25 protein-coding genes are annotated in these 25,682 nt (G+C 44.3%); 19 read left to right on the top strand and 6 right to left on the bottom strand.

Features of this window, described 5'->3' with window-relative positions:
* The first annotated feature begins 41 nt into the window (after positions 1–41).
* From rpsD to JEQ21_RS01385, 4 genes are all read left to right on the top strand, one after another.
* Positions 42–653: a 30S ribosomal protein S4 gene (gene rpsD / locus JEQ21_RS01400; protein WP_196966868.1), complete on the top strand. Its 612-nt coding sequence runs from the start codon at positions 42–44 to the stop codon at positions 651–653.
* Between the two features lie 447 nt (positions 654–1,100).
* Positions 1,101–1,397 carry a DUF4298 domain-containing protein gene (locus JEQ21_RS01395; protein ID WP_196090960.1) on the top strand — a complete coding sequence of 99 codons (297 nt, stop codon included), beginning with the start codon at positions 1,101–1,103 and terminating at the stop codon, positions 1,395–1,397.
* A 66-nt stretch (positions 1,398–1,463) separates the two neighbouring features.
* Positions 1,464–1,754 carry a hypothetical protein gene (locus JEQ21_RS01390; protein ID WP_199363650.1) on the top strand — a complete coding sequence of 97 codons (291 nt, stop codon included), beginning with the start codon at positions 1,464–1,466 and terminating at the stop codon, positions 1,752–1,754.
* A 9-nt stretch (positions 1,755–1,763) separates the two neighbouring features.
* Positions 1,764–1,919, top strand: a complete 156-nt coding sequence (locus JEQ21_RS01385; RefSeq protein WP_196090962.1) for a hypothetical protein — start codon at positions 1,764–1,766, stop codon at positions 1,917–1,919.
* Between the two features lie 55 nt (positions 1,920–1,974).
* On the opposite strand, the gene JEQ21_RS01380 is transcribed toward JEQ21_RS01385, so the two are convergent.
* On the bottom strand, positions 1,975–2,523 hold the full coding sequence (locus JEQ21_RS01380; protein ID WP_199363649.1) for a TetR/AcrR family transcriptional regulator: 549 nt from the start codon (positions 2,521–2,523) through the stop codon (positions 1,975–1,977).
* An 87-nt stretch (positions 2,524–2,610) separates the two neighbouring features.
* On the opposite strand from JEQ21_RS01380, the gene JEQ21_RS01375 reads away from it, so the two are divergent.
* Positions 2,611–5,034 carry a YhgE/Pip domain-containing protein gene (locus JEQ21_RS01375; protein WP_199363648.1) on the top strand — a complete coding sequence of 808 codons (2,424 nt, stop codon included), beginning with the start codon at positions 2,611–2,613 and terminating at the stop codon, positions 5,032–5,034.
* Positions 5,035–5,279: 245 nt separating this feature from the next.
* Here the strand turns inward: JEQ21_RS01375 and JEQ21_RS01370 are convergent, their stop codons facing one another.
* From JEQ21_RS01370 to JEQ21_RS01350, 5 genes are all read right to left on the bottom strand, one after another.
* On the bottom strand, positions 5,280–6,266 hold the full coding sequence (locus JEQ21_RS01370; RefSeq protein ID WP_196966869.1) for a LacI family DNA-binding transcriptional regulator: 987 nt from the start codon (positions 6,264–6,266) through the stop codon (positions 5,280–5,282).
* A 2-nt stretch (positions 6,267–6,268) separates the two neighbouring features.
* On the bottom strand, positions 6,269–7,069 hold the full coding sequence (locus tag JEQ21_RS01365; protein ID WP_199363647.1) for a DUF1189 family protein: 801 nt from the start codon (positions 7,067–7,069) through the stop codon (positions 6,269–6,271).
* Between the two features lie 40 nt (positions 7,070–7,109).
* Complete coding sequence (locus tag JEQ21_RS01360) at positions 7,110–7,952, bottom strand: sugar ABC transporter permease (protein ID WP_199363646.1); 843 nt, start codon at positions 7,950–7,952, stop codon at positions 7,110–7,112.
* Positions 7,952–9,244, bottom strand: coding sequence for a sugar ABC transporter permease (locus JEQ21_RS01355; RefSeq protein ID WP_199363645.1), 1,293 nt, complete (start codon positions 9,242–9,244; stop codon positions 7,952–7,954). The genes JEQ21_RS01360 and JEQ21_RS01355 overlap by 1 nt, the downstream gene beginning before the upstream one ends.
* Before the next feature lie 328 nt (positions 9,245–9,572).
* Positions 9,573–10,826 carry an extracellular solute-binding protein gene (locus JEQ21_RS01350; protein WP_199363644.1) on the bottom strand — a complete coding sequence of 418 codons (1,254 nt, stop codon included), beginning with the start codon at positions 10,824–10,826 and terminating at the stop codon, positions 9,573–9,575.
* Positions 10,827–11,146: 320 nt separating this feature from the next.
* On the opposite strand from JEQ21_RS01350, the gene malQ reads away from it, so the two are divergent.
* The 14 genes from malQ to JEQ21_RS01280 all read left to right on the top strand — a co-directional run bounded on the left by malQ (position 11,147) and on the right by JEQ21_RS01280 (position 25,626).
* Positions 11,147–12,655: a 4-alpha-glucanotransferase gene (gene malQ / locus JEQ21_RS01345; RefSeq protein WP_199363643.1), complete on the top strand. Its 1,509-nt coding sequence runs from the start codon at positions 11,147–11,149 to the stop codon at positions 12,653–12,655.
* A gap of 20 nt (positions 12,656–12,675) precedes the next feature.
* Positions 12,676–13,782 (top strand): ABC transporter ATP-binding protein, encoded by a 1,107-nt coding sequence (locus JEQ21_RS01340; protein WP_196966870.1) that lies wholly within the window; start codon positions 12,676–12,678, stop codon positions 13,780–13,782.
* 35 nt (positions 13,783–13,817) lie between these two features.
* Entirely contained in the window at positions 13,818–16,085 is a 2,268-nt protein-coding gene (locus tag JEQ21_RS01335; protein ID WP_196966871.1) for a glycogen/starch/alpha-glucan phosphorylase, read from the top strand.
* A 120-nt stretch (positions 16,086–16,205) separates the two neighbouring features.
* On the top strand, positions 16,206–16,703 hold the full coding sequence (locus JEQ21_RS01330) for a DUF6287 domain-containing protein (protein WP_199363642.1): 498 nt from the start codon (positions 16,206–16,208) through the stop codon (positions 16,701–16,703).
* 72 nt (positions 16,704–16,775) lie between these two features.
* Complete coding sequence (mutL, locus tag JEQ21_RS01325) at positions 16,776–18,677, top strand: DNA mismatch repair endonuclease MutL (protein ID WP_199363641.1); 1,902 nt, start codon at positions 16,776–16,778, stop codon at positions 18,675–18,677.
* A gap of 14 nt (positions 18,678–18,691) precedes the next feature.
* Complete coding sequence (ruvA, locus tag JEQ21_RS01320) at positions 18,692–19,276, top strand: Holliday junction branch migration protein RuvA (RefSeq protein WP_199363640.1); 585 nt, start codon at positions 18,692–18,694, stop codon at positions 19,274–19,276.
* Between the two features lie 11 nt (positions 19,277–19,287).
* Complete coding sequence (locus JEQ21_RS01315; RefSeq protein ID WP_199363639.1) at positions 19,288–20,526, top strand: competence/damage-inducible protein A; 1,239 nt, start codon at positions 19,288–19,290, stop codon at positions 20,524–20,526.
* Between the two features lie 52 nt (positions 20,527–20,578).
* Positions 20,579–21,754 carry a recombinase RecA gene (gene recA / locus JEQ21_RS01310; RefSeq protein WP_196966876.1) on the top strand — a complete coding sequence of 392 codons (1,176 nt, stop codon included), beginning with the start codon at positions 20,579–20,581 and terminating at the stop codon, positions 21,752–21,754.
* 83 nt (positions 21,755–21,837) lie between these two features.
* Positions 21,838–22,236 carry a transcriptional regulator Spx gene (gene spx, locus JEQ21_RS01305; RefSeq protein ID WP_199363638.1) on the top strand — a complete coding sequence of 133 codons (399 nt, stop codon included), beginning with the start codon at positions 21,838–21,840 and terminating at the stop codon, positions 22,234–22,236.
* Positions 22,237–22,324: 88 nt separating this feature from the next.
* Positions 22,325–22,903: an SP0191 family lipoprotein gene (locus tag JEQ21_RS01300; protein ID WP_196090979.1), complete on the top strand. Its 579-nt coding sequence runs from the start codon at positions 22,325–22,327 to the stop codon at positions 22,901–22,903.
* A 69-nt stretch (positions 22,904–22,972) separates the two neighbouring features.
* Positions 22,973–23,239 carry an IreB family regulatory phosphoprotein gene (locus JEQ21_RS01295; protein WP_196090980.1) on the top strand — a complete coding sequence of 89 codons (267 nt, stop codon included), beginning with the start codon at positions 22,973–22,975 and terminating at the stop codon, positions 23,237–23,239.
* A complete protein-coding gene (gene ruvX, locus JEQ21_RS01290) occupies positions 23,239–23,658 on the top strand; it encodes a Holliday junction resolvase RuvX (RefSeq protein ID WP_196090981.1) in 420 nt (139 codons plus the stop codon). The genes JEQ21_RS01295 and ruvX overlap by 1 nt, the downstream gene beginning before the upstream one ends.
* 9 nt (positions 23,659–23,667) lie before the next feature.
* Entirely contained in the window at positions 23,668–23,970 is a 303-nt protein-coding gene (locus JEQ21_RS01285) for a DUF1292 domain-containing protein (protein WP_196090982.1), read from the top strand.
* A 441-nt stretch (positions 23,971–24,411) separates the two neighbouring features.
* Positions 24,412–25,626 (top strand): bifunctional folylpolyglutamate synthase/dihydrofolate synthase, encoded by a 1,215-nt coding sequence (locus JEQ21_RS01280; protein ID WP_199363637.1) that lies wholly within the window; start codon positions 24,412–24,414, stop codon positions 25,624–25,626.
* The last annotated feature ends 56 nt before the right edge of the window (positions 25,627–25,682 follow it).

The raw sequence follows: 25,682 nt of genomic DNA, 5'->3' as shown, positions 1-25,682 counted from the left end.
TGACTATTTCCTCAAACATTATTTTAGAGGAGGACATTTATATGTCACGTTATACAGGACCAGCATGGAAAAAATCTCGTCGTCTTGGCTTGTCTCTATCAGGAACTGGTAAAGAGCTTGCACGTCGTAACTACGTACCAGGACAACACGGACCAAACAATCGCAGCAAACTTTCAGAATACGGTTTGCAATTGGCTGAAAAACAAAAACTTCGTTTCATGTACGGAGTTGGTGAAAAACAATTCCGTAACTTGTTCGTACAAGCTACAAAAATCAAAGGCGGAATCCTTGGTTTCAACTTCATGCTTCTTCTGGAGCGTCGTTTGGACAACGTTGTTTACCGTCTAGGTTTGGCTTCAACTCGTCGTCAAGCTCGTCAATTCGTTAACCACGGTCACATCCTTGTTGATGGTAAACGTGTTGACATCCCAAGCTACCGCGTTGAAGTTGGTCAAGTAATCTCAGTTCGTGAAAAATCAGCTAAAGTTCCAGCAATCTTGGAAGCAGTTGAATCAACTCTTGGACGTCCAGCATTCGTATCTTTCGATGCAGAAAAATTGGAAGGTTCATTGACTCGTCTACCAGAGCGTGATGAAATCAACCCAGAAATCAACGAAGCTCTTGTCGTTGAATTCTACAACAAAATGCTTTAATTTTAGATTTACGATGGAGAAAGTCCGATTTTACGGGCTTTTTCTTTTATTAAAAATAGAATGAAGGGAGTGTATTGCCTCTTTTGAGAACTTGTTCCACAGATTTCCTGTTTTTAGGAGTTTGATTACTCTGATAAATTATATATGCTGAAAGCGGAAGTGGACTAACGCCCATGAAGCAGGTTTTCTCTGGAGGTGGTGGGGTGTTTTTTAGGTTAGCATTAAGTGTATGTGTGTTCTGCTAGAATCGGATATACTGAATGAAGACGATAAGCCTTCGAGTCACCCATAGGTGTGCGGACGCTTATCTTTTTTATACCTATCAAAAGCCAGCGAGGTGGTATAATGAAGTGAGAGGTGACAAACTAACCCTGTTTTAAATTTAGAAAAGTCTCTCTTCAGATCTAACTCTACTACAAGACAAAGTTCAAATAAGAAAGGTCGTCTATGGAAGATTTAAAGCTCACACAGCTGCAGGAAATGGAGGAACGTTATGAACGTCTTCTTCCTCGTTTTGAAGCCTTTAACGAGGAGTTAGAGGCTTTTCAGAAGGTCTACCAAGACTACATCCTACTCCGAGAGTATTATGCTAGCGAAGACTGGTGGCAGCTTCAGGAAGAATTGCCTGCTGACTATAAATGCGGTGTTCTGAGTCAAGATCGTCTTTACAATCTTATTCAAGACCATGATGAGTTGATTGCCGACCTTTTAGAATTGAGCCATCGTATGTATCGGAATCGTTAATTTTTTTTCTTTCTTTCGAATTAAAAGATGAGGGCCCCAAAAAAGAAAGAAAGTGAGGATAAAAAGATGGCAACGATTCAACAGGTAGAGACAACGACTATCCAGGGAGGTAGTCAAAGCTGGTGTCCAGGTAAGGTTCTGGTTCCAGGTTTTCCTTACCCATACCCAAGCGGACCTTTGGGACCAGTTCCGACTTGTGCTGGTGGTCAGGTCATTGATGTAGTGGATTTGCAATCCATTACTGGGGGAGCTGGTTATATTAGCGAAGCAGGTAGTGCAATTGGCAAAACATGGGCGATGATTTACAAAACGGGACGTGATTTTGGTCGTAGCCTTGTTAATACAATGATTCCATAGGAGTTCCCCATGAAGAGACAACTAAATCAAACCGACTTACAGGCCTTGGAAGGTGGAGTTGTAAATCCCTTAGTAGTGGGTGCAGCTCTGATTACGATTCCCTTTGTGTTTGGGGCTATCGCAGGAGCAGCAGACGAGTATTCCCGTAAACATGGGCATTCTTGAGTAGAAGACTATAAAAGGACTAGTAGTTGTAGCTACTAGTCCTTTTATAGAGATCTTATTCCTCGATTCCACTGAATTTCAACATTTTCATTAAAAATCGTGCCATGGTTTGAGGGCTTTCCTTCTTCCCTTGGGCGATCCAAAGCTGGTAAACACCTAGGAAGGCGTTAGAAAGGTAGATGGCTGCATATTTCTTTTCCTTATCTTGAAAAAGTTTGCGACTGTAGCGGCCCTGCCATTCATTTTCTAAGAGTACTTGGAGACGTTTCCGGATGAATTGTTGAATTTCTTGTGTTCCATTCTCTGAGAGAAGGGCAGCGAGAAGGGGTTCTCTTTTAAGAAAATCAAATATTTCTGTAATGGTAGCCTCCAGATGCCCAACGTGTTTATCAAAAATATAGTCTAAGGTATGGAAGAGACGATCTTGATAATGGTCAATCATATCGAATTTGTCTTTATAGTGGGTATAGAAACTAGACCGGCTAATGTCCGCTTCCTGGGTCAGTTTGACCGTCGTAATTTGGTCAAAGGGTTGTTCTGAAAGGAGCCTTACCATCGCATTTTCTAGGAACTTTTTTGTTTTTTGTCTTTTATTGCTTTCCATGGATTTCTTTCCTTGCATTTAAAATTTGAAGTGGTATAATCTAGTATATCAAAAATAGACACTGTGTGCAAAAATGGAGGTTGAGTCATGTTTAAAGAATGGAAAGCCATTTTTAAACGACCTAAATTTATTGTTGTGATGTTAGGAGTCTCTCTGATTCCTTTCTTATATAATGTCATCTTTCTTAGTTCCATGTGGGATCCTTATGGAAAATTGTCTGATCTGCCGGTGGCGGTTGTCAATAAGGATCAATCAACGGTTCTGAACGGTAAAACCTTAGCTATTGGGGATCAGATGATTGAAAATATGGAGAAGGGGAAAGCTCTAGATTTCCATGTCGTCGATCAACAAGTAGCTGATAAGGGCTTGGAAAATGGAGATTATTACATGGTCGTGGAACTGCCAGAGGATCTTTCCCAAAAGGCTGCTTCCATCATGACTACAGACCCTCAGCAAATGAAAATCCAGTATAAAACCTCTAGTGGACATGGATTTGTTGCAGGAAAAATGAGTGATTCAGCAATGAGTGTGCTCAAGCAATCGGTTCAAAAAAATATTATTAATAACTATACTTCTACGCTCTTCAGTAGTATGAAAGAACTCCAATCAGGAATGGGAACGGCTAGTGCTGGAAGTGGTCAGTTGGCAGATGGAGGAAAACAACTCCAGGCCGGAACAGACCAACTCAATGCTGGTTTGCAACGCTTGGCAAGCTCTACCCTTCTTTTTTCAGATGGCGCTAATCAGTTGGCCGCAGGTTTGGGACAATATACAACTGGGGTCAGTCAATTAGCTGGTGGTGTTGGTCAGCTAGCAACGGGTGTGAATCAGTATACAGGTGGTGTCGCTCAGCTTTCTGCTGGAGCTGACCAATTGGATGCGGCTTCTGCGGAATTGCAAGCTGGTGTGCAGGCCCTTCAGGATGCGGCGCGTGGTGGTGATCTGACTGCTCTGGTTGACGGGTCAAACCAGGTAGCCACTGGAATGGGGCAATTAGCTGACCAATTGGCTGGGATTACCATTTCTCCAGAACAGACCGAGACCATCAACCAAGCTGTTTCTCTTTTAACCAACCTTCAAAGTAAATTAGGTCAAGGACAAGATCCGACGGCTGGGCTTAAAGCAGGGTTGAGTCAACTAGAAGCGGATCTGTCGGCCTTGATTGCGGCAGGAGGGTCTGGAACGTCAACAAGTATCGATGCTGCGGGTGCTGTGTCGGCAACAGCAGCCTTCCAAAAATTAGATGCGGCAGATCAGGCTGAAATTCTAGCCGCTTTGCCAGCTGGTGGATCAACTTCAACAACGGATACGAGCCAATTACAGGCTTTATTGGGAGCTGTGCAAGCTCTCTCCGCTGTACTTGATCAAAATGGTGCAGCTCTGGGGCAAGACCTAGCTCCATTAGTTGATCAAGCCATGACAGACCTTCAAACACTTCAGACAGGTATTGGCCAATTCGGTCAATTACAAGCTGCAACACAGACCTTGGCACAGGGTTCTTCCGCTGTAGCAGCCGGTTTGGGCCAACTACAAGGACAGCTTGAAACGGGAGCGGATGGTCTGGTCGGTGGAGTTTCCGCCTATACCTCCGGTGTTTCAGAATTGGCCCAAGGAGCTCGTACCTTGAATGAAAATTCCGGTCAATTGCAGTCAGGTGTTGCCAAATTGCAAGATGGCGCTAGTCAATTGGATGCTAATTCTGGAGCTCTCCTAGATGGTGCCGGACAGTTGGCTTCAGGAGCTAGTCAATTACAAGATGGCTCTCAAACACTTGCTCAAGGGGGCGGTCAACTTGGAACAGGGATGACATCTCTAGTTGATGGCTTGGTTAGTCTTCAAACTGGCTTGGACAATGCCAATCAACAACTACAAAAGGCTAATGTAGAAGAAAGCAATGCGAATACCTTATCTGAACCAATTGCTTTGGAGAAAACGGAACAGGATCAAGTGGAGGTAAACGGAGTTGGGATGGCCCCTTACATGGTTTCTGTCGCTCTCTTCGTTGCAGCTATTGCGACCAACACCATTTTCCAAACACTCCCTTCTGGTAGACAACCTTCCACTCGTTGGTCTTGGTTGAAAGCTCGCTTGGAAGTGAATGGAATTATTGCTCTAGTAGCGGGGCTGCTGGTTTATGCCGGAATTCACTTAATTGGCCTAACGGCTAATCATGAATTGGCAACGCTAGGTGTTATCTTACTCACCAGTGCAGCCTTTATGGCCTTAGTTACGACATTGGTGACCTTGGACAATAAGGTTGGAGCCTTCTTGGCCCTGATTCTATTACTGCTACAATTGGGAGCCAGCGCAGGAACCTACCCAATTCAACTCTCTAATTCCTTTTTTGAGACCCTTCATCCTTGGTTACCTATGTCTTACTCCGTCTCTGCCCTTCGAGAGACGATTTCGATGACTGGTCAAATTGGAAGTCAAGTAGCCTTCCTCAGCATGACCTTGGGACTCTCTATTCTTGTCGGGTATTTGATTTACAGACCTGACAAGCAGGAGTAAAGTTCAGGGACTGGGAGACAAGTCAACTACTTATACTTAACTAATTTCAAAATCAGAATACTCGCGGGATTTCAAAAAAATGATGAGGAAAGCTGATGAAGTAAAGTTCATCAAAGAGGCTTGACAAAGTCAGATTTTGAAATCCAATGAGTATTACAATTAGAATACATAAAAATAGCATAGAATCAACGTTTCTGTTATGTGATTCTATGCTATTTTCTTTGTGAAAAATTTTTGGTTTGACCTTATTTTTCGAGTAGGTTGTGGTCAACAATTTTTTGATAGGCTGTTTGTTGGTCTTTTTTATGGTCTTGAATAATTTGGAGCAGGGTTTCCACACACTCTTGACCTAGTTCCAAGGCTTGGATATCGATATAGGCTGTCACATCGTAGGTAGGAGCTAGAGAAGTGAAGCTGAGGCAAGGAAGGTGGAGCTGATGGTCTTGTAGATAGCTGGCCACCCCTTCTGCCAAGAGGCTATCGGTCACAATGATGGCGTCTAAGGGAATTTGTTTTTCCAGCATATCTTCCATCACCTGGTAGCCCTCGTGAAAGAGGAGATCTTTAGCGAAGTAGAGGAGCTTCTTATCCATCTCCACCCCCTTTTCTTCCAAAGCATCTTGATAACCTTGAAAGCGATCTTGGTTAACAAAATAATCCATACTTCCCGCTAAAAAGGCAATGCGTTTGTAGCCTTTGCTCAGAAGGAAGTGAGTGGCATCAGCCCCTGCTTGTCGGTTGTCATTGTCCACCAGGGAAGTAAAGGGATCTGTCGATTTTCCTAAAATGAGGAAGGGAAAATGCTGTTCGCGAACGAATTGAACCAAGGGATCTTGAGGCTTCGCATACAGAAAGATCAACCCATCAACTCGTCGCCCTCGAACCATTTGGGAAATGGATTCTAGGCGCTCGGTTTCCGTTCTGCCTGTAGACAATAAGATGGCATATTGGTATTCGGAACTAATTTGGCTAATTCCCCGCAGGACAGTTGGGAAAAAGGAGTTTTGGTAGAAAGCATCTGAATCGTCCGGTAGGACTAAGCCAAGTACCTTGGTTTCACTACTAACCAAGCTCCGGGCATTGAGGTTGGGATGGTAGTCCAATTCTTTCATGATTCGGCGCACCCGTTCCTTGGTCGCCTGACTGATTGTTGGTTTATCCTGAATGACGCGCGTGACGGTTGAAGGGGAAACCCCAGCCCGTTCCGCAACATCTTTAATGGTGACGCGCATAATTATTCTCCTTGATGATCACGGAATTGTGTTTGGTAAAAAACCAAAGCGAGGGTAAGTAAGAAGAGACTGTTTTGAACCAAAACGGAGGTGGCCAGATCTAGGCCAAGTAAGCCTAGTAAGCAGGTCACCAGCGTTGGGATTCCTAGGGAATAGAGAATGATGTGAAAGGCTTCTTTGAAGCCCTGAAGCGAGTTAAAACGCGATTTGCTGACCAAGTATAGGAGTGCAGCACTCCCTAAGGTTAGCAGTAAGAAGTTTAGACTAAGCAGTCCCCAAGAAAGTGCTAGGACAAAAAGACTGATGACCAAGCGATTGCTCTCAAACCAAGATTGATTTAGGGCCTGTGTCCAAGTATTCGGGCTGCTTAAATCTTTGGTTTCTAGTTTATCATAAGAAAGGCGAGCAATCTCCTGATTGGATTGGAACAATCGTACATCGTCTTCCCGGAATTCCCAGACAAAATCTGGACTCTGTGGAGCCTCTTCCCCAATGACAATCCAATCTTCTCCAACCTGCCAGGAGGTTTTCTGAGAAATTTGAGCCCGTCCCTGGTTAAACGTGATTCCAGTAGCAGCTATTTTCTCCACCTGTTCTTGGTCAAAGACACGATAGGCTTGAGGGACCAGCTGCTCCAAGGGATAGGAAGTCCGTTGCAAACTTGTCCAACAGACAGGAATACAGGTAAGAGCTAATAGGAAAATACAGGTAAAGAGCAGCTGAGGCCAGCTGAGGAGTCTCCGTTGCTCAAAGGCTCGGCGAAAAGGGAAAAGATTTTGGAAATAGCTAAAGGGGTAGGGCAAGGTTGTGTCCTTTCTAAGTGGCGAAAAAGGTGGGACAAGCTTATCCCTTGTCACCACCGCTAGTTAAACCAGAAACAAAGTTCTTTTGTAGGAAGAAGAAGAGGATACAGATTGGCAACGCCGTTAACACGGCCCCGGCAGCGAAGAAGGAGATTTTTAGATTCTTAGGATCGCTGACGAAGGTACGGAGACCAACAGCCACTGTATAATATTCTTTTTCCCGTAAAAGGAAACTGGAGAGAATGTAGTCTCCAAAAGGTCCCATAAAGGCCCAAAGTGCTTGAACTGCAACCATAGGACGAACAAGGGGGAGGACAATCTGCCAGAAACGGCGGAAGTGTCCAGCACCATAAATCTTGGCGGACTCATCCAAAGAAATAGGGACTGTATCAAAGTAGCCTTTCATCAACCAAGCATTCATTGGGATGCCACCACCAACATAGAGGAAGATGAGGAACCAGCTTTGGTTTAGAGCATTGAGCATCAAGGCCATAACAAAGAAGGCTGTGAGGGCTGCAATGGTCGGTACCATTTGAATGATGAGGAAGAAGACCAAACTTTGTTTACGGGCAATAAAGTTGTAACGGCTATAAGCATAACCAGCTAATACAACAATAGAGGTTTGAATCAACATTGTCAAGACAGCAATGATTAAAGTATTGGTGTACCAAGTTCCAAAGAGGGTGTCGGTAAAGAGACCGCTAAAGTTATCTAAGGAAAGCTGAATGTTGCTGTCCAATTTAAAGGCAACCACGTTCCCAGATTTGAAGGCTGAGGAGATGGTGATAGCCAAAGGGTACAAAATAATCAATGATAGGAGGCCCAAGTAAAGGTAGGTCAACCCTTGATTGAGGCGTCTTTTAAAGGTGATGGAACGTTGCATTATACATCCTCCATATCAAAAGCGTGTAGTTTCTTGAAGGCAATCATGGAGATACCGATGACGATGATGGAGATAATAAGGGTCACAGCCGCCGCCATGGAATATTGCGGAGCAGTACCAGTGGTAAGTCGGTAAATCCAGGAAATCAAGATGTCAGTAGAACCAGCACCTCCCCCAACACTTCCGGGACCTCCTTCATTGAAGAGGTAGATAATGGAGAAGTTATTGAAGTTGAAGGTGTATTGACTAATCAAGGTTGGAGCAGCGACTGCCAAAATCATTGGGAAAGTAATCTTGGTGAATTTTTGCCAGCTATTCGCCCCATCAATGTAGGCTGCCTCATATAAGTCATTTGGAATGGATTGTAGGATACCTAGAGTAAGGACATAAATATATGGGAAACCTAGCCAACCTTGCATCATAATGAGAGCTACCTTGCTCCAGAAAGGATCCGTCTTCCAAGGAATAAGGACGCCGTCTAAGAAGGGAATGACCTTGGAAATGGCAGGGATAACTTGGGTATTGATTGCTCCAATGGAATCATTAAACATGTTGGAGAAGGTCATGATTGTAATGAAGGCTGGAACTGCCCAAGGAAGGAGGAAAATAACCCCAAAAATTCGTTTCCCTTTGATAAAAGGTTGATTAGAGATAATAGCAGTAAAGATCCCAATGATGATTTGCAGGGTAGTAGCTGCCAAGGCCCAGATAATGGTCCAGCTTAAAACAGAACCAAATGCTGAGCGGAAGGTAGACAGTTGCCAAATGTTCATGAAGTTGGTCAAGCCGCCCCATTCCAATAGTTTAGCCGGAGGCAAATGCTTGAAATCATAATTGGTAAAGGCAATCAAAATGGTTACCAAAACCGGGAAAACAATGGCGAAAATCATAGCCACATAAGAAGGGACAATTAGTAAATAAGGGAATCCATTCTCATAAATGGAGTGACTCATTTCCTGCCAGCTTGTAGCGACAGGTAGTCCTTGATTCCAACGATTGGCAGTCTTGTGAGCATCCCATAGATTAAAGCCATAAAAGACCAGATAGGCAATGACAAAAATCAAGTGGAAGGTTCCTTGAATTAAGAGGAAGAGGGAATTATCTCGGCCCCTCATGGATCCAAGTGTCACCAAGCCTTGCAATTGGAATAGCGCTGTTGTAAAGAAATAAATTAAGAATAAGAGTGTTATCCCTAAGAAAATTCCTCCCTTAACTTTCTGGCGATTGTAAATCTGCCCCAGTCCAGGAATAAGGGATAAAAGAAGTGCTTTTTTTGCGTTTTGTTGTTCCATAAATCAGTCCTCGTAGAGATAGGATTGTCTGGGGATAAAGAGTAGTGTTGGGATTGTTATACTCTTTTAGTTTATCTTTTATTACTGTGTTAGCTCGTCTTGCCGTACTTTAGTACTGCCTGCGACTCGCTGCCTTGTACTAAAAGCAAACTAAAAGACTATATCTCAACTTTCCCTATTTTAGTTCGTGAACATACTTTGACTGAACCCTATAGAAGTAAGTTCTAAAATAATAGAGAGGCCAAGACTTTAGAGTCCCAGCCTGCTCTCACTAACAGTTAAGGGTTCTGAGAAATTTGTCTCTTATCACCCGGTATAGAGAGATGGGCTACTCTCCGAATTTTTGATCAATGCTATCTTTGATGAGTTTTACAGCATCGTCAGCAGCAGCTTTAGGGGCTTTTTTACCACTTACAGCTTCAAAAAGCATTGTTGCTGCTGGATCCCAAACAGTAGACATTTCAGAAATACTTGGCATTGGTTGAGCAGAGTCGAACTGTTTCACAACGGCATTTGCCAACTCATCTTTGCTATCTACAGCATATTTACGAGCTTCAGTATTTGCAGGAACTTCATGGTTCTTGTCATAGAAAGCTTTTTGTTGATCGGTTGAAGTCAAGAAGTTTAGGAATTCTTGAGCGCCATCGATGTTCTTAGAAGCTACAGGGATAACCCAAGCTTTACCGCCTGCAAATGCTTCATAGTTGGCTCCACCTGGAAGAGTTGGGATTGTTGCTACACCGTAGTTGATGCCTGCATCCTTATAAGCAGCAGCCTTCCAAGGCCCATCAATCACAGTAGCTGTTTTCTTTTCTTGGAATTGAGACTCAATCAAGTTGGCAGCACCTTTTTGGTCTTGCATCCCTTTAGGCCATTTTTCATACCAAGTTTTCGCATATTCTAGACCTTTGATAGAACCGTCGTTAGCAAGACCGATATCTTTGGCATCTGTACCATCCTTACCAAAGACATAACCACCGTTACCACCTAGAAGTCCGTATGCATAGTAGAAGTTTACCCAGTCAGCAAGGAAGGCCGTGTTTTTACCTTCTTCTCCTTCAAAGTTGTAGGCTGGATCTTCGGCTAATTTTTCAACTTCTTCGAAAGTCTTAGGAGCTTCTTGGATTAAATCCTTGTTATAGTAGAGGACCAACGTTTCGATAACAGCAGGAGCTCCATAAACATGACCATCGGCAGCTGTTACCAATTTTTTGGTTGTGTCGTCAGTCATGCTTTCTTCAGCCGATTCAACTTCTGCTAGTTGGCCATCGTTACCAAGGCTTCCGACACGGTCGTATGGCGCCATCATAACATCCACAACATCACCAGATTGGTTATCCAAGGAAAGATTATCCAAGCCAGTCAATTGATCTCCAGTCTTGATGTTGATTTTTGTTCCGCTTTCTTTTTCAAAAGCCTGAGCAGCTTCTTCGATGTAAGGTTTGTATTGTTCTTCAACATAAACCGTTAGTTCTTTACTACCGGAGTCAGAATTTTGTGAACCATTACTGCAGGCTACCAAAACCCCTGCAAAAGCAATCGTTGAAAGAAGGGCGGTCGTTTTAAGAATTCTCTTCTTCATGATGAGTGTCTCCTTTATCTAGCTCATTAGAGCAAACGTTTTCTCTTGACAAAAAAATTATATCAAAAATTGCAAGCGGTTGCAAGCGGTGTAGAAAAAATTTTTATGATAAAATAAAACAAGGGAAATCTTCTTTATATAAAGGGATTTCCGAGCAAAACCCAAGTGATTTTTTCAAGAAATTTTCAAGAAAAAATGAAAGTGGAAAAATTATCCAAATTCATCTTGCTTTTGTGAGTCAAAAGGGATATAATGGCGATGCAAACGTTTTCGCAAAGTGCTTGCGTAACGTGATTGAAAAAAACAGGCGAGGTATACTTATGAAGCAACGTCAAAGTGGTGTCTTGATGCACATTTCTTCCCTTCCAGGGAAGTACGGGATTGGATCCTTTGGCCAAGCAGCTTATGACTTTGTGGACTTCTTGGTCCGTACAAAACAGCGCTACTGGCAGATTCTTCCATTAGGAACAACTAGTTACGGAGATTCTCCTTACCAATCATTTTCAGCATTCGCTGGAAATACTCATTTTATTGATTTTGATATCCTCATCAAGGAAGGTTTGCTGATGGAAGCCGACTTGGAGGGAGTGGACTTCGGTGATGATCCTTCTACAGTGGATTACGAGAAATTATTCTATAACCGTCGTCCATTGCTAGAGAAGGCAGTGGCGAACTTTATGGCCCGGGGTTATAACCCAGAGTATCAACATTTCTTAGTGGACTCCGCTAGTTGGTTGGATACGTTTGCGGAATACATGGCTATTAAAGAACACTTCCAGCAAAAATCATGGTTGGATTGGCCAGATGAAGCTGCTAAAAGTCGCGAACCACGTGCAATTGCAGAGTATCGGGAAAAACTTGCTCCTGCTTTGAATTACCACCGTGTCACTCAATACTTCTTCTTTAAACAATGGTTAGCTCTTAAAGGCTATGCCAATGAGAATCACGTTGAGATTGTTGGAGATATGCCAATTTATGTGGCAGCTGACTCTTCTGAAATGTGGTCTCAACCTCATTACTTCAAAACAGATGAAGAAGGCCGTCCATCATGGGTTGCCGGAGTTCCACCTGATGCCTTTACGGCTGAAGGTCAGCTCTGGGGTAATCCAATCTATGATTGGGAAGCTATGAAAGCTGATAACTATGCATGGTGGATCAAACGTTTGGAAGAAAGCTTTAAGGTCTATGACGTTGTCCGGATTGACCATTTCCGTGGATTTGAGTCCTACTGGGAAGTGCCTGCTGGTGCAGAAAATGCTATCGGTGGTCGTTGGGTCAAGGGTCCAGACTATGACCTCTTCAAGACAGTCAAGGAAGAATTGGGTGATTTAAATATCATCGCCGAAGATCTTGGCTATATGACCCAAGAAGTCTATGACTTCCGCGAGAAAACTGGCTTCCCAGGAATGAAGATTTTGGAATTTGCCTTTGATCCAGACGGTGATAGCCAAGATATGCCGCACCATGCTAAGAATAACTCTGTTATGTATACAGGTACCCATGACAATGAGACAGTTCTTGGCTGGTATGAAAATGAGGCGGACGAAGCCACTCGTCGTTTTATGGAACTCTACACCAATAAACGACCTGATGAGTCTGTACCGGCAGCGATGTTGCGGACCGTCTATGCATCTGTCAGCTTTATGGCGATTGCGACTATGCAAGATCTTCTTGGCTTAGGTAGCGATGCCCGAATGAATACCCCATCCACACTTGGTGGAAACTGGGTATGGCGGATGACAGAAGAACAACTAAACCAAGAGGTAGAAGATTTGTTGACCTACCTCACTGTGACTTATCGTCGTTCTAACGAGAACCTGTCTAAGTAAGAAAGGTAGGGACAATTCCTATGGCAACTTTATCCCTTAAAAACATTTACAAACGTTATGATAATGGATATGAAGCCGTGAAGGATTTTAACCTGGAGGTGGCTGACAAAGAGTTTATCGCTCTAGTTGGTCCATCTGGGTGTGGAAAATCAACGACCTTGCGGATGATTGCAGGTCTAGAAGATATTACCCAAGGTGAATTTTACATCGATCAAGAACTGGTAAACGATGTGGAACCTAAAGATCGTGATATCGCTATGGTTTTCCAATCCTATGCCCTTTATCCACACATGACCGTTTTTGAAAATATGGCCTTTGCTTTGAATTTGCGCAAAGAATCAAAAGAGGAAATCAAGAAAAAGGTGGAAGAGGCTGCGGAAATTTTAGGACTCAGTCATCTGCTAGACCGTTTACCTAAAGCTTTGTCTGGTGGGCAACGGCAACGGGTTGCTTTGGGACGGGCTATCGTCCGCGCTCCCAAAGTCTTCTTGATGGATGAGCCCTTGTCTAACTTGGATGCCAAATTGCGCGGAGACATGCGGGCAGAAATTATCCGCATCACGCAACGCTTAGGTGCGACAACCATCTACGTAACGCACGACCAAACCGAAGCCATGACCATGGCAGATCGGATTGTCGTGATGAACATTGGTGAGGTTCAACAAATCGGAACTCCAAAAGAAATTTATGAAAATCCACGCAACTTGTTCGTGGCTGGTTTCGTTGGAGCTCCGACCATGAACTTCATCCAGGGGCGGATTCAGGGAGACCATTTTATTTCCGAGGATGGGACTGATTTCAAATTGGCGCAAGGGCAGTATGCACAGTTGAAGACCAAAGGGTATGACGGAAAAGAAGTAACTTTGGGAATTCGTCCGGAAAATATTTCCAATGACCCACTGGTGTTGGAAACTTATCCTCAATCCCAATACAAGGCAGAGGTTGATTTTGCGGAGCTTTTGGGAGCGGAGTACATTGTCCACACACATCTGGGTGAGACTACTCTCAAGGCTATTGTTCACAGTCGACAAGATGTGCACATGGGGCAAGAAATGACCTTGGCCTTTGATATGAACCGGGCCCATTTCTTTGACCGGGAAAGTGAAGAAAATATTTTACATTCATAAATAGAAATTATATTTTTTAGGAGATAGAAATCATCATGCTTAATTTTAGAGACTATATGAGTCAAGTTCAGCAGAAAAACTTGGCGGATTGTTCAAATGAAGAGATTTATGTAGCCTTGTTGAACTATACCAAAGAATACAGTGCTGAGTTGCCCTACAACGATGCAAAGAAAAAACTCTATTACATCTCTGCAGAATTCCTTATCGGAAAACTCTTGTCCAATAACTTGATCAACCTTGGCTTGTATGAGTCAGTGAAGGAAGACTTAGCTGTTGTAGGTAAGAGTTTGGCAGAGGTGGAAGATGTTGAATTGGAGCCATCTTTGGGTAACGGAGGATTAGGACGTTTGGCAGCCTGCTTCCTAGATTCAATTGCTACTCTTAACTTGAACGGAGACGGTGTTGGTTTGAACTACCATTACGGTCTTTTCCAACAAGTCTTGAAAAACAATGAGCAAACAACGATTCCAAACCACTGGTTGGAAGAGCAAAACTGGTTAATCCGTTCAGAACGTACCTATGATGTGCCATTTGCTCACTTCAGTCTTCGTTCAACGCTGTACGATATCGATGTGCCAGGATATAAAACTGGTAAGAAAAACCGTTTGCGTCTCTTCGATTTAGATACAGTTGACGGCGCTATCATTCATGATGGCATCCAGTTTGATAAGACGGATATCTTGAAAAACTTGACCCTCTTCTTGTATCCAGATGATTCGAACCGCCAAGGTGAATTACTCCGTATTTTCCAACAATACTTCATGGTTAGCAATGCAGCTCAGTTGATTTTGGATGAAGCGGTTGAAAAAGGAAGCAACTTGTATGATCTTCCAGACTATGCTGTGATTCAAATCAATGATACTCACCCATCCTTGGTAATCCCAGAAATGATTCGCCTTTTGCAAGAACGTGGACTTAGCTTCACAGATGCTGTAGCCATTGTGAAACGCATGACTGCTTATACAAACCACACGATTCTTGCAGAAGCTTTGGAAAAATGGCCGTTGGAGTTCCTTGAAGAAGTAGTTCCACACCTTGTTCCAATCATCAAACAATTGGATGCAGATGTAAAAGCGAACTACAAAGATGCATCTGTAGCCATCATTGATGAAAATAATCGTGTGCACATGGCTCATATGGACATCCATTACGGATACTCTGTTAACGGGGTAGCAGCTCTTCATACAAATATCTTGAAAGATACTGAGTTGAATAACTTCTACAAGTTGTACCCAGAAAAATTCAACAACAAAACAAACGGCATTACTTTCCGTCGTTGGTTGATGCACGTTAACCCAGAATTGACTAAATTGATTGACCAAGAAATTGGTCGTGACTGGCACCATAATGCAGAGCTCTTGCAAGGTCTTTTGGATGTAGAAAACCGTGCTGCCGTTAAAGAACGTTTGGAAGTGATCAAACGTGAAAACAAAGAGAAATTGGCAAAACACTTGAGGGAAAAACAAGGGGTTGAATTGAATACCAACGCCATCTTTGATACCCAAATTAAACGCCTTCATGAGTACAAACGTCAACAAATGAATGCTCTTTATGTCGTGTACAAGTACTTGGACATTAAGGCTGGAAATATTCCTGCTCGCCCAGTAACGATGCTCTTCGGTGGAAAAGCAGCACCTGCCTATACGATTGCCCAAGACATCATTCATATGATCATGACCCTTTCTGAAATTATTAAAAATGATCCAGAAGTGGCACCACACTTGCAAGTGGTTATGGTTGAGAACTACAACGTTACAGAAGCAAGTTATTTGATTCCTGCGACTGATATCTCAGAACAAATCTCCCTTGCTTCGAAAGAGGCATCCGGAACTGGTAACATGAAATTCATGTTGAACGGTGCCCTTACCTTGGGAACATCAGACGGTGCGAATGTGGAAATCCATGAATTGGTTGGCGACGACAACATCTTCATCTTTGGACAAGATAGCCAAACTGTTATCAATCTATACGAAACACACGGCTACGATTCTTACCACTACTACGAAAAAGAAGCTATCCGCCCATTGGTAGACTTCATTGTTAGCGATCAAATGCGTGCAACTGGACATCCAGAACGCTTGGAACGCCTCCATAATGAGTTGATGAACAAAGACTGGTTCATGACCCTTCTTGATTTGGAAGAATACATCCAAGTAAAGGAAGCAACCTTGGCAGCTTACGAAGACCGTGATAGCTGGTTGGATAAAGTCTTGGTTAACATTGCCATGGCAGGATTCTTCTCATCTGACCGTACTATCGCTCAATACAATGAGCAAGTATGGCATTTGGAGCCAACTAAATAACTGAAAAAGCAAAAGGTTTGAAAACGACGTTTTCAAACCTTTTTCAAAACAGGACTTTGCCTTTACAAATAGCAGGGCAAGGGTTAAAATAGTAATAGAAAGTCTACCAGGAGGTCCCACATGCGAACACGATTGTTTCTACTGTTTACCAGTTTCACTATTATTTTAGCCGCTTGTGGTGCTAAGTCTGCATCGGAGTCGAAAGAGAGTTCTTCTACCAGTGTAAAACAAGAGGTCTCCAGTAGTTCGAAGGCTTCCTCTTCAAGCGAAACAACCAGCTCAACTCAAATCCAAGAGTCCACAATTGATACTCAGGGGATTTTAGCTGGGGACTATTCCACATTAGTCGGTACTTGGGTCAATGATAAGGGGGAGGCTCTTCGTATCGAGCCGGATGGCAGTAGTGATCGCTTCGATGCCTCTATTTTTAATGGACTAGAGGAGAACGAGGGTACCCTGGTATCTGACCACTATAAGATTGGTGGGGCCTCCTCTGCCCTCACCATTGTTCCAGCAGGGCAAAAACTGCCCTTTCATGACCAAGTCGCTACTGTCGACAGTCTGGTTATTGGAACAAGCGCGGAGGCAGCCAAGCATGCCTTTACGCGAGCACACTAATTTTTCCTATGGTTAAAGAGGCTGGATCCCACAATCCCGCCTCTTTCTTGCTATCTAGAAAGAGGATTTATTGTGACAGAAATTCTTGAATTACCAGAAGTCCTGGCTAACCAAATTGCTGCTGGAGAAGTGGTTGAGCGCCCCAGCAGTGTGGTCAAGGAACTCTTAGAAAATGCCATTGATGCTGGCAGCCAGTCTATTGAAATCCGCTTACAGGAGGCTGGACTTAAACTCATTGAGATTCGTGATGATGGTCGAGGAATTGCTTTCGGAGAATTATCTTTGGCCCTTAAACGTCATGCAACCAGTAAAATTAAACGTCAGGCTGATTTATTTCGGATTCGGACTTTAGGTTTCCGTGGGGAGGCTCTGCCTTCTATCGCTTCCGTCAGTCGCTTGACCCTGGAAAGCCAGGAGGCTGGTGCTCATAAGGGGCAACGGTTGGTGACGCAGGCTGGTGAGATTTTGGAAGAAGAGACCATTAGCCGTGCTCAAGGAACGACCGTTCGAGTGGCGGATCTGTTTTACAATACTCCAGCTCGGCTTAAGTATATGCGCAGTCCCCAGTCGGAGCTTTCTCATGTTGTGGATGTGGTCAACCGTCTAAGTCTAGCCCATCCAAGCATATCATTTACGCTCATTCACGAAGATAAGCAGCTGCTTCAAACAAGTGGACAAGGAGATTTGCGTCAGGTTTTAGCAGCTATTTATGGCTTGACAACTGCACGAAAGATGGTTGAAGTGGAGGCTCACGACTTGGATATTTCCGTTCATGGTTATGTGAGTTTACCGGAATTGACCCGTGCCAACCGTTCTTACATCACCCTGCTCGTTAATGGCCGTTATATCAAGAACTTCCTGCTGAATCGGGCTATACTTGAAGGTTACGGCAGTAAGCTCATGGTTGGCCGTTTCCCTCTCGTTGTTTTGGATATTGAATTGGATCCCTTCCTTGCCGATGTGAATGTCCATCCGACCAAGCAAGAATTGCGTTTGTCAAAAGAAAAAGAAGTGATGGATTTGATTCGCCAGGCTATTCAAGAGGCCCTAAAAGAGCAGGATCTGATTCCCGATGCCTTGGAAAATTTAGCCAAATCAGCGGTTCAGAAAGTAAATAAACCGGTACAAACCAGCCTGGTTTTGGAAGAAAATCCTATCTATTTCCAAGTCCCTTCCCAAGAAGAGGCTCAAGGTTCAACCCCTGAAGTAGTAGTGGAGGAAGCGCCTCCGGCATCTAACTCTGTTCACTTTGCCCAAAGACAGGAAGCTGATTATGGTGATTTAGACCACCCTGAATTGGATTTAGCCAGTCTAGAAAAGGCATATGGGAAACTAGAAGGAGAGGAGACAGCAACCTTTCCCCAACTAGAATACTTTGGCCAAATGCATGGGACTTATTTGTTTGCCCAGGGGAAAGAAGGTCTCTATATTGTGGACCAACACGCAGCCCAGGAAAGGGTTAAATACGAAGAATATCGCCAATCCATCGGAGAGGTTTCTGGTGATCAACAACAATTGCTGGTACCTTATATTTTTGAATTTTCAGCGGGAGATGCCTTTCGTATTAAGGAGCAGCTACCGGTCCTCGCGGAAGTTGGTGTTCATTTATCTGATTACGGAAACAATCAGTTTATTTTGCGGGAGCACCCGATTTGGTTCAAGGAAGAGGAGATTGAAGCTGGTGTTTATGAGATGTGTGATATGCTCTTGATGACCAAGGAAGTCTCTATCCATAAGTATCGAGCTGAATTAGCGATTATGATGAGCTGTAAACGATCAATTAAGGCCAACCATGCCTTGGATGAACATTCCGCCCGCCATCTTCTCTATCAATTAAGACTCTGTCAAAATCCTTATAATTGTCCTCATGGGCGGCCAGTTTTAGTTCATTTTACGAATAGAGATATGGAGAAGATGTTCCGGCGCATCCAGGAGAATCATAAGAGTCTTCGAGAATTTGGTAAATACGAATAGAAAGTAAGAAAGTCATGTTTGAATATATGAAAGGTCAGCTGACCAAGATTCGCACCAATGCTCTTGTTTTGGAGGTTGGGGGGATTGGCTACTTAATCCATGTGGCCAACCCTTACGCCTACAGCGGTCATGTCAACCAAGAATTGACGGTTTACCTCTATCAAGCGGTACGGGAAGATGCCCAGACCCTTTATGGTTTCCGAGATGAGGCAGAGAAGGAGCTCTTTTTACACCTCATTTCAGTGTCTGGGATTGGGCCTACTTCAGCCTTAGCCATTATTGCTGCGGATGATCATGAAGGTTTGGTTCAAGCCATTAGCGAGAAAAATAGTACCTATTTAACCAAATTCCCTAAAATTGGGAAAAAAACTGCCCAACAAATGATTTTAGATTTGGAAGGCAAACTACAGGCGGGTGAGGTTCAGCCGCTTAAGACTGCTGTGGCAGCCGATAATCAGGCATTGGATGAAGCTATGGAAGCCTTGCAAGCTTTGGGTTACAAAGCTACGGAATTGAAGAAAATTCGGAAGTTCTTTGATGGAACTTCGGATACGGCTGAAAATTATATGAAATCAGCCTTGAAAATGTTGGTGAAATAAAGGAGACGGCCATGAAGGCAGAGATCATTGCAGTAGGGACGGAGCTTTTGATGGGGCAAATTGCCAATACCAATGCTCAATTCCTGTCTCAAGAATTGGCAGGTTTGGGGATTGGGGTTTATTACCACACGGTTGTTGGGGATAATGTCGAACGGCTGACAGAGGTGCTAAGTCTGGCAAAAGAACGAGCGGATTGGGTGATTTTATCCGGGGGTCTAGGTCCGACAGAAGATGATTTGACCAAACAAACCTTGGCTACTTTTTTAGGTCGGGACTTGGTGCCAGACCCAGAAGCCATGGCCAAGATCGATGCCTTTTTTGCCAGCAATCCTAAGCGAATCCGGACAGCAAATAATGACCGTCAGGCAGATACTATCGAAGGGGCGCGTGCCCTCCCCAATCGAACAGGCTTAGCCGTGGGGAGTCTTGTTGAGAATCAGGGGGTTACCTATGTCCTTCTTCCTGGTCCACCAAGTGAACTCAAGCCTATGTTTTTAGAACAGGTGGCCCCACTTTTGAAACAAGAGCAAGCTCTCTATTCGCGCGTGCTTCGTTTCTTTGGGATTGGTGAAAGTCAGTTGGTGACCCGCCTCGCTGACCTAATTTCCAATCAAACCAACCCTACTCTAGCTCCTTATGCTAAGGTAGGCGAAGTGACTCTACGACTGACCGCTCAAGCCGCCAGCCCAGAGGAAGGAGAGTCTTTGTTAGACCAATTGGAAACGGCCATTCTGCAAGAAGGGGATTTGCAAGATTATCTCTATGCTTATGGAGATCATCAGAGTTTAGCTCAGACAGTCCTCGATTTGCTGAAGGAGAAGGAGTTGACCTTGACAGCAGCGGAAAGTTTAACGGCTGGATTGTTACAGGCCGAATTAGCCCAATTACCAGGGGCTTCTGCAGTCTTTCCTGGTGGTTTTGTGACCTACAGTCTAGAGCAGAAAAACCAGATGCTAGGGATTCCTCTAGAGAAATTGCAGTCGGCTGGTGTCGTCTCCGCCTGGACTGCTGAACAGATGGCTGCAGGTGCCCGAGCCCGCACGGGAGCGGACCTAGCCCTTAGCCTGACAGGGGTTGCGGGCCCTGATCAGTTGGAGGGACAAGAAGTGGGGACGGTCTGGCTAGGTTTGGCTGGTCCCCAAGGGACCAGCAGCCACCGTCTTTATTTAGGAGGTCGAGACCGCAACACCATTCGCCAGATGGCTGTTCTAGAGGCTTTTAATTTAATACGGAAAACTTTAATCAAGTAAGAGAGTTTGCTATAATGGAAGAAGTGTCTTGTATTTGAAATAAGGAGAAAAAATGGCAAAAAAACAAAAAAAATTACCTGAAATTACCAAAAAATTTGGTGATGAACGGAAAAAAGCCCTTGAAGATGCGATGAAAGTCATCGAAAAGGATTTCGGTAAAGGGTCGATCATGCGTCTAGGTGAACGGATGGATCAGAAGGTTCAGGTCATGAGTTCAGGAAGCCTGGCTTTGGACATTGCTCTGGGTGCCGGTGGTTATCCTAAAGGTCGGATTATCGAGATTTATGGACCAGAAAGTTCTGGTAAGACGACGGTTGCCCTGCATGCGGTAGCCCAAGCGCAGAAGGAAGGGGGCATTGCTGCTTTTATTGATGCTGAGCATGCATTGGATCCAGCTTATGCCCAGGCTCTTGGAGTGAATATTGATGAGCTTCTGCTCTCTCAACCAGACTCTGGGGAGCAAGGTTTAGAAATTGCTGGAAAGCTGATTGATTCTGGAGCGATTGACTTAGTGGTGATCGACTCGGTAGCAGCCTTGGTTCCGCGAGCTGAAATCGATGGAGACATCGGAGACAGTCACGTTGGTTTGCAGGCCCGGATGATGAGCCAGGCGATGCGAAAATTAGGATCTTCCATCAATAAAACCAAGACCGTTGCGATCTTTATCAACCAGCTTCGGGAAAAAGTTGGAGTTATGTTCGGAAACCCTGAAACCACACCGGGTGGCCGTGCCCTTAAATTCTATGCTTCTGTCCGCTTAGACGTTCGTGGCAATTCTCAAATTAAGGGAACGGGTGACCAGAAGGATGAGAATATTGGTAAAGAAACCAAGATTAAGGTTGTCAAAAATAAGGTTGCGCCGCCATTTAAAGAAGCGGTCGTTGAGATTATCTACGGTGAGGGGATTTCTGCGGCCGGGGAACTGGTCAAGATTGCTAGTGATTTGGAAATCATTAAAAAATCGGGAGCTTGGTATTCTTACGGAGACGATAAGATTGGTCAAGGTTCTGAGAATGCTAAGAAGTTCCTTAAGGAAAATCCAGCTATTTTTGAAGAAATTGATCGCAAGGTCCGTCAACATTTTGGCTTGCCAGTAGCTGATCTTCCAGAAGGAGAGGCTGCAGATAGCTCGGAACAGCCTCAAGTCGATGAGAAGGTTTTGGAAGAAGCTGCGGACATGGTTCAAGATCTTCCTTTGGATTTGGAAGAGATTGAAATCGAAGAATAAATGCAAAAGTCGGTCTGGGGACCGATGGCCTTTTTTTCAAAATCCGCTAAACTAACAGTAGTGTAGCGAAAGGAGGATTTTGTATGATCAAAATTTACACAGTTTCAAGTTGCACAAGCTGTAAAAAAGCAAAAACCTGGTTAACTCAGCATCAATTAAGTTATAAAGAAAAAAACATTGGAAAAGATGGTATTACAAGAGAAGAACTAATGGCAATCCTCTCTAAGACCGATAATGGCGTTGCTAGCATTGTTTCTTCTAAAAATCGCTATGCCAAGAGCCTAGGGGTTGATTTAGAAGATCTACCGCTTAGTGAGGTAGTGGATATTATCCTTGAGAACCCACGAATCCTTAAGAGCCCGATTATGGTAGATGAGAAACGTCTACAAGTAGGTTACAAAGAAGATGATATTCGAGCCTTTCTCCCACGATCTGTTCGCAATGTTGAAAATGCAGAGGCTCGCTTACGTGCGGCTCTCTAACTCCAAAAAAGCTGGCCTTATTTGCGCCAGCTTTTTTGTCAGTAGAAAGACAGTATGATAAAATAGAGGCTGAGAGGAGACTCAAATCATGAAAAAAATACTCATAACAGCCACGCTAAGCCTCCTTGTGCTAGCAGGGTGTGGTCAAGCTAGAAAAGAAAACAAGGAAGCTCAAAAGGAGATTGAAATTACTTCGACTCTTCCAATTTTGACGGAAAAGGTCGATGAAAATGCTGTGCAGAAAAAACGCCTGGAGTTTCCAACAGCTGCAGATGGAACGACCACTGTTCAAACTCTGACTTATCAAGGAGACAACTATCTGACGTTTGAAATAGAGCTCATTAGTCCTTTGACCGATGAATTGAAACAATCCGTTGATGAAGTAGGAGTAGCGGAAACCAACAACCGTTTACGAGCTGGCCTTGAAGAGGATGAGAACTATAAGGCAGCGACAGCCGTTCGAGGTTTTACCAATAATGTCGAGGTCTTAGAGGATCAGCGGCTTAAAAATGTTTCGACTTACAACTTTCAAGACTTGGATTTAGATGCCATCCGATCAATCGCCTACTTCCAAGGCAGTGGTATTGTAGAGATGAGCGAAGTTACTCCAAGTAAATTCTTGGAAGTTCGGCAGACGAACGGTGCCGTTGTGACTGATGCTCCGTAACCCCCAATTGTTTTCCCCTCTGGAGTGTGGTATAATGGGGAAATACTATATGAGAAAGAAGGTGTAATAGTGAGTTTTACAGATGAAACAGTTCGTTTTAATCTTGATGATTCCAATAAAAAGGAAATCAGCGAGACTTTGACCCATGTTTACACGTCCCTAAGCGAAAAAGGTTATAACCCAATCAACCAGATTGTCGGGTATGTTTTGAGCGGGGATCCAGCTTATGTGCCTCGTTACAACGATGCTCGGAATCAAATCCGTAAATACGAACGCGATGAGATTGTTGAAGAACTGGTCCGCTATTACTTGAAAGGACAAGGAGTCGATTTTTAATGAGAATTATGGGGTTGGATGTGGGCTCTAAAACAGTTGGAGTCGCAATCTCCGATCCCTTGGGATTTACTGCCCAAGGCTTGGAGATTATTCCCATTGATGAAGAGAAGGGTGAATTTGGCTTGGACCGCCTTTCTCAACTTGTCCAAGAATACACAGTAGATCAATTCGTAATTGGTCTGCCTAAGAATATGAACAATACCAGCGGTCCTCGGGTTGAAGCTAGTCAGGCCTATGGAGAATTACTGACCAAGGAGTTTGGCAAGCCAGTATCCTACCAAGACGAGCGCTTGACCACTGTGGCCGCTGAGAGAATGCTGATTGAACAAGCGGATATCAGTCGTTCTAAACGCAAAAAAGTGATTGATAAATTAGCGGCTCAATTGATTTTACAAAATTATTTAGACCGCCATTTTTAGGAGGAAACCATGTCACATTCACACGAAGAACACGAACGCGATGTTATCACTCTGGTAGATGAGGCCGGGAATGAAAGCTTATTTGAAATCATCTTAACCATCGATGGGCGAGAAGAATTTGGTAAGAACTATGTTCTCTTGATGCCCGTCAGCGCTGAAGAAGACGAAGATGGCCAAATCGAAATTCAAGCCTATTCCTACACAGAAAACGAAGACGGCACCGAAGGCGACCTCCAACCGATCCCTGAAGATTCCAACGCCGAATGGGACATGATTGAAGAAGTCTTCAACAGCTTCATGACAGAGGAGTAAAAAGGTCCTGCGGACCTTTTTACCAGCCGACCGGAAATGAAGACTTGGCTCAGGTCCTGTGGACATTTTCAGGGGTTGACATGAAATTGAGACTCACCCCAATCTCTTTTTATAGTCTTTTAGTTTGCTTTTAGTACAAGGCAGCGAAGTCGCAGGTAGTACTAAAGTACGGCAAGACGAGCTAACACAGTAATAAAAGATAAACTAAAAGAGTATACCAGCCAGCTTGAAAGAAGCTAGGTAAAGCAATTAAACTGAAGAGAAAAACGATTTGTAGGGGTCGGGGCAGGTACTTGCCTCGGCTTTTTCTGTATTCGACTAACGAGGGTCGGATGGATGCTGGAGGGAGTAGCTATTCCAGTTTCGGCCAGCGGGTCTGTATATTGATGAACCGATCGGCTAATTTGTTTCAGGAGTGTTTTAGAAAAGGGGGTTCTAATCATGAATCTGGAGGCGTTAGAGTCTTGGTTTGATAGTCGGATTGGACTGAATTTTCATAAGGGTCAGGAGCGGTTGTTGGAAGCTTTAGAACTTCTGGACCATCCTGAGCGACAGTTTGCGAGTATCCAGATTGCGGGGACAAATGGCAAGGGGTCAACCCAGGCGATTTTAGGCCAACTGTTGCTGGACCAGGGTTATAAGGTGGGCGCTTTTACCTCTCCGCACTTAGAAGATATGCGGGAACGGGTGTGCTTGAATGGACACGTACTTCCGTTGGAGCGTTTGTCTCAGTTGGCCCTGCGTCTGCAGGAGGTGGAGGCTCAGATGCAGTTGGGGCCTCTGTCCTATTTTGAGCTGTGGACTTGTGTGGCCTTTCTCTATTTTGCGGAGGAGGCCGTGGATGTGGCACTTTTAGAGGTTGGGATTGGCGGTCGCCATGACGCGACTAATGTGGTGGCAAGTGAATTGGCTCTCATCACTTCTATTGGCTTGGATCATCAGGAACTCCTGGGGTCTAGCTTGACTGCGATTGCGTGTGAGAAAGCAGGGATTGTGAATGCAGAGCAGGAGTTGCTCTTGGGCCCGCTGTCCGCAGACTTGCTTCCAGTTTTTGAAGAAGAAGTGGCTCGTTTTGGGAATCCTATTTTCCGCTTTGGTCAGGAGTTTGTGTGGCAGGACCAGACTTTCTGGACGAATGGGTTGACCTTGGAAGAACTCAAGTTGAGTCTGCCGGGGGCTTATCAGAGAGAGAATGCAGCCCTAGCCTTGATGGCTGCCCTTCGCTGGGCTCGGATCAGGGGACAAGACCTTGACCTGGCTCAGATGCGACGGTCGCTGGAGCGTGTGCAGTGGCCGGGCCGTTTGGAACTGTTGGCACCGGGAGTTTACCTTGATGGGGCCCACAATGTGCCAGCCTTGGAGCGCCTGGTCGAGTTTATAAAGGCCCAGGCCTGGGACACGCCGATCTTCCTTTTAGGTTTTTTACCAAGAAAAAATTACCAGGAGATGGTCGCTTATTTACGGCACCACTTACCACATGCAAGCTACTATCTTGTTCCTTTTGATGGAGGCTTAGAGGATGGATCTTCCCTAGGACTGGAGCGGCTTGAAAAAGGGATAGCGACCTTTATCCGGGAAGAGGAAAGGCGGCCAATCTTTATTACAGGTTCTTTACATTTTGTCGGTCAGGTGCGTAAAGGTTGGATAAGTGAGTAAATTAGCTAACATTTTGGTAAAAATGGTGTATACTAGATGGGAGAAAATAGATTAGG

Origin of the sequence: Streptococcus sp. 121, assembly GCF_016458205.1 — a bacterium.
Classification (GTDB): domain Bacteria; phylum Bacillota; class Bacilli; order Lactobacillales; family Streptococcaceae; genus Streptococcus.
The sequence above is the reverse complement of the archived record's forward strand: the minus strand, read 5'-3'. Positions and strand labels throughout refer to the sequence as shown.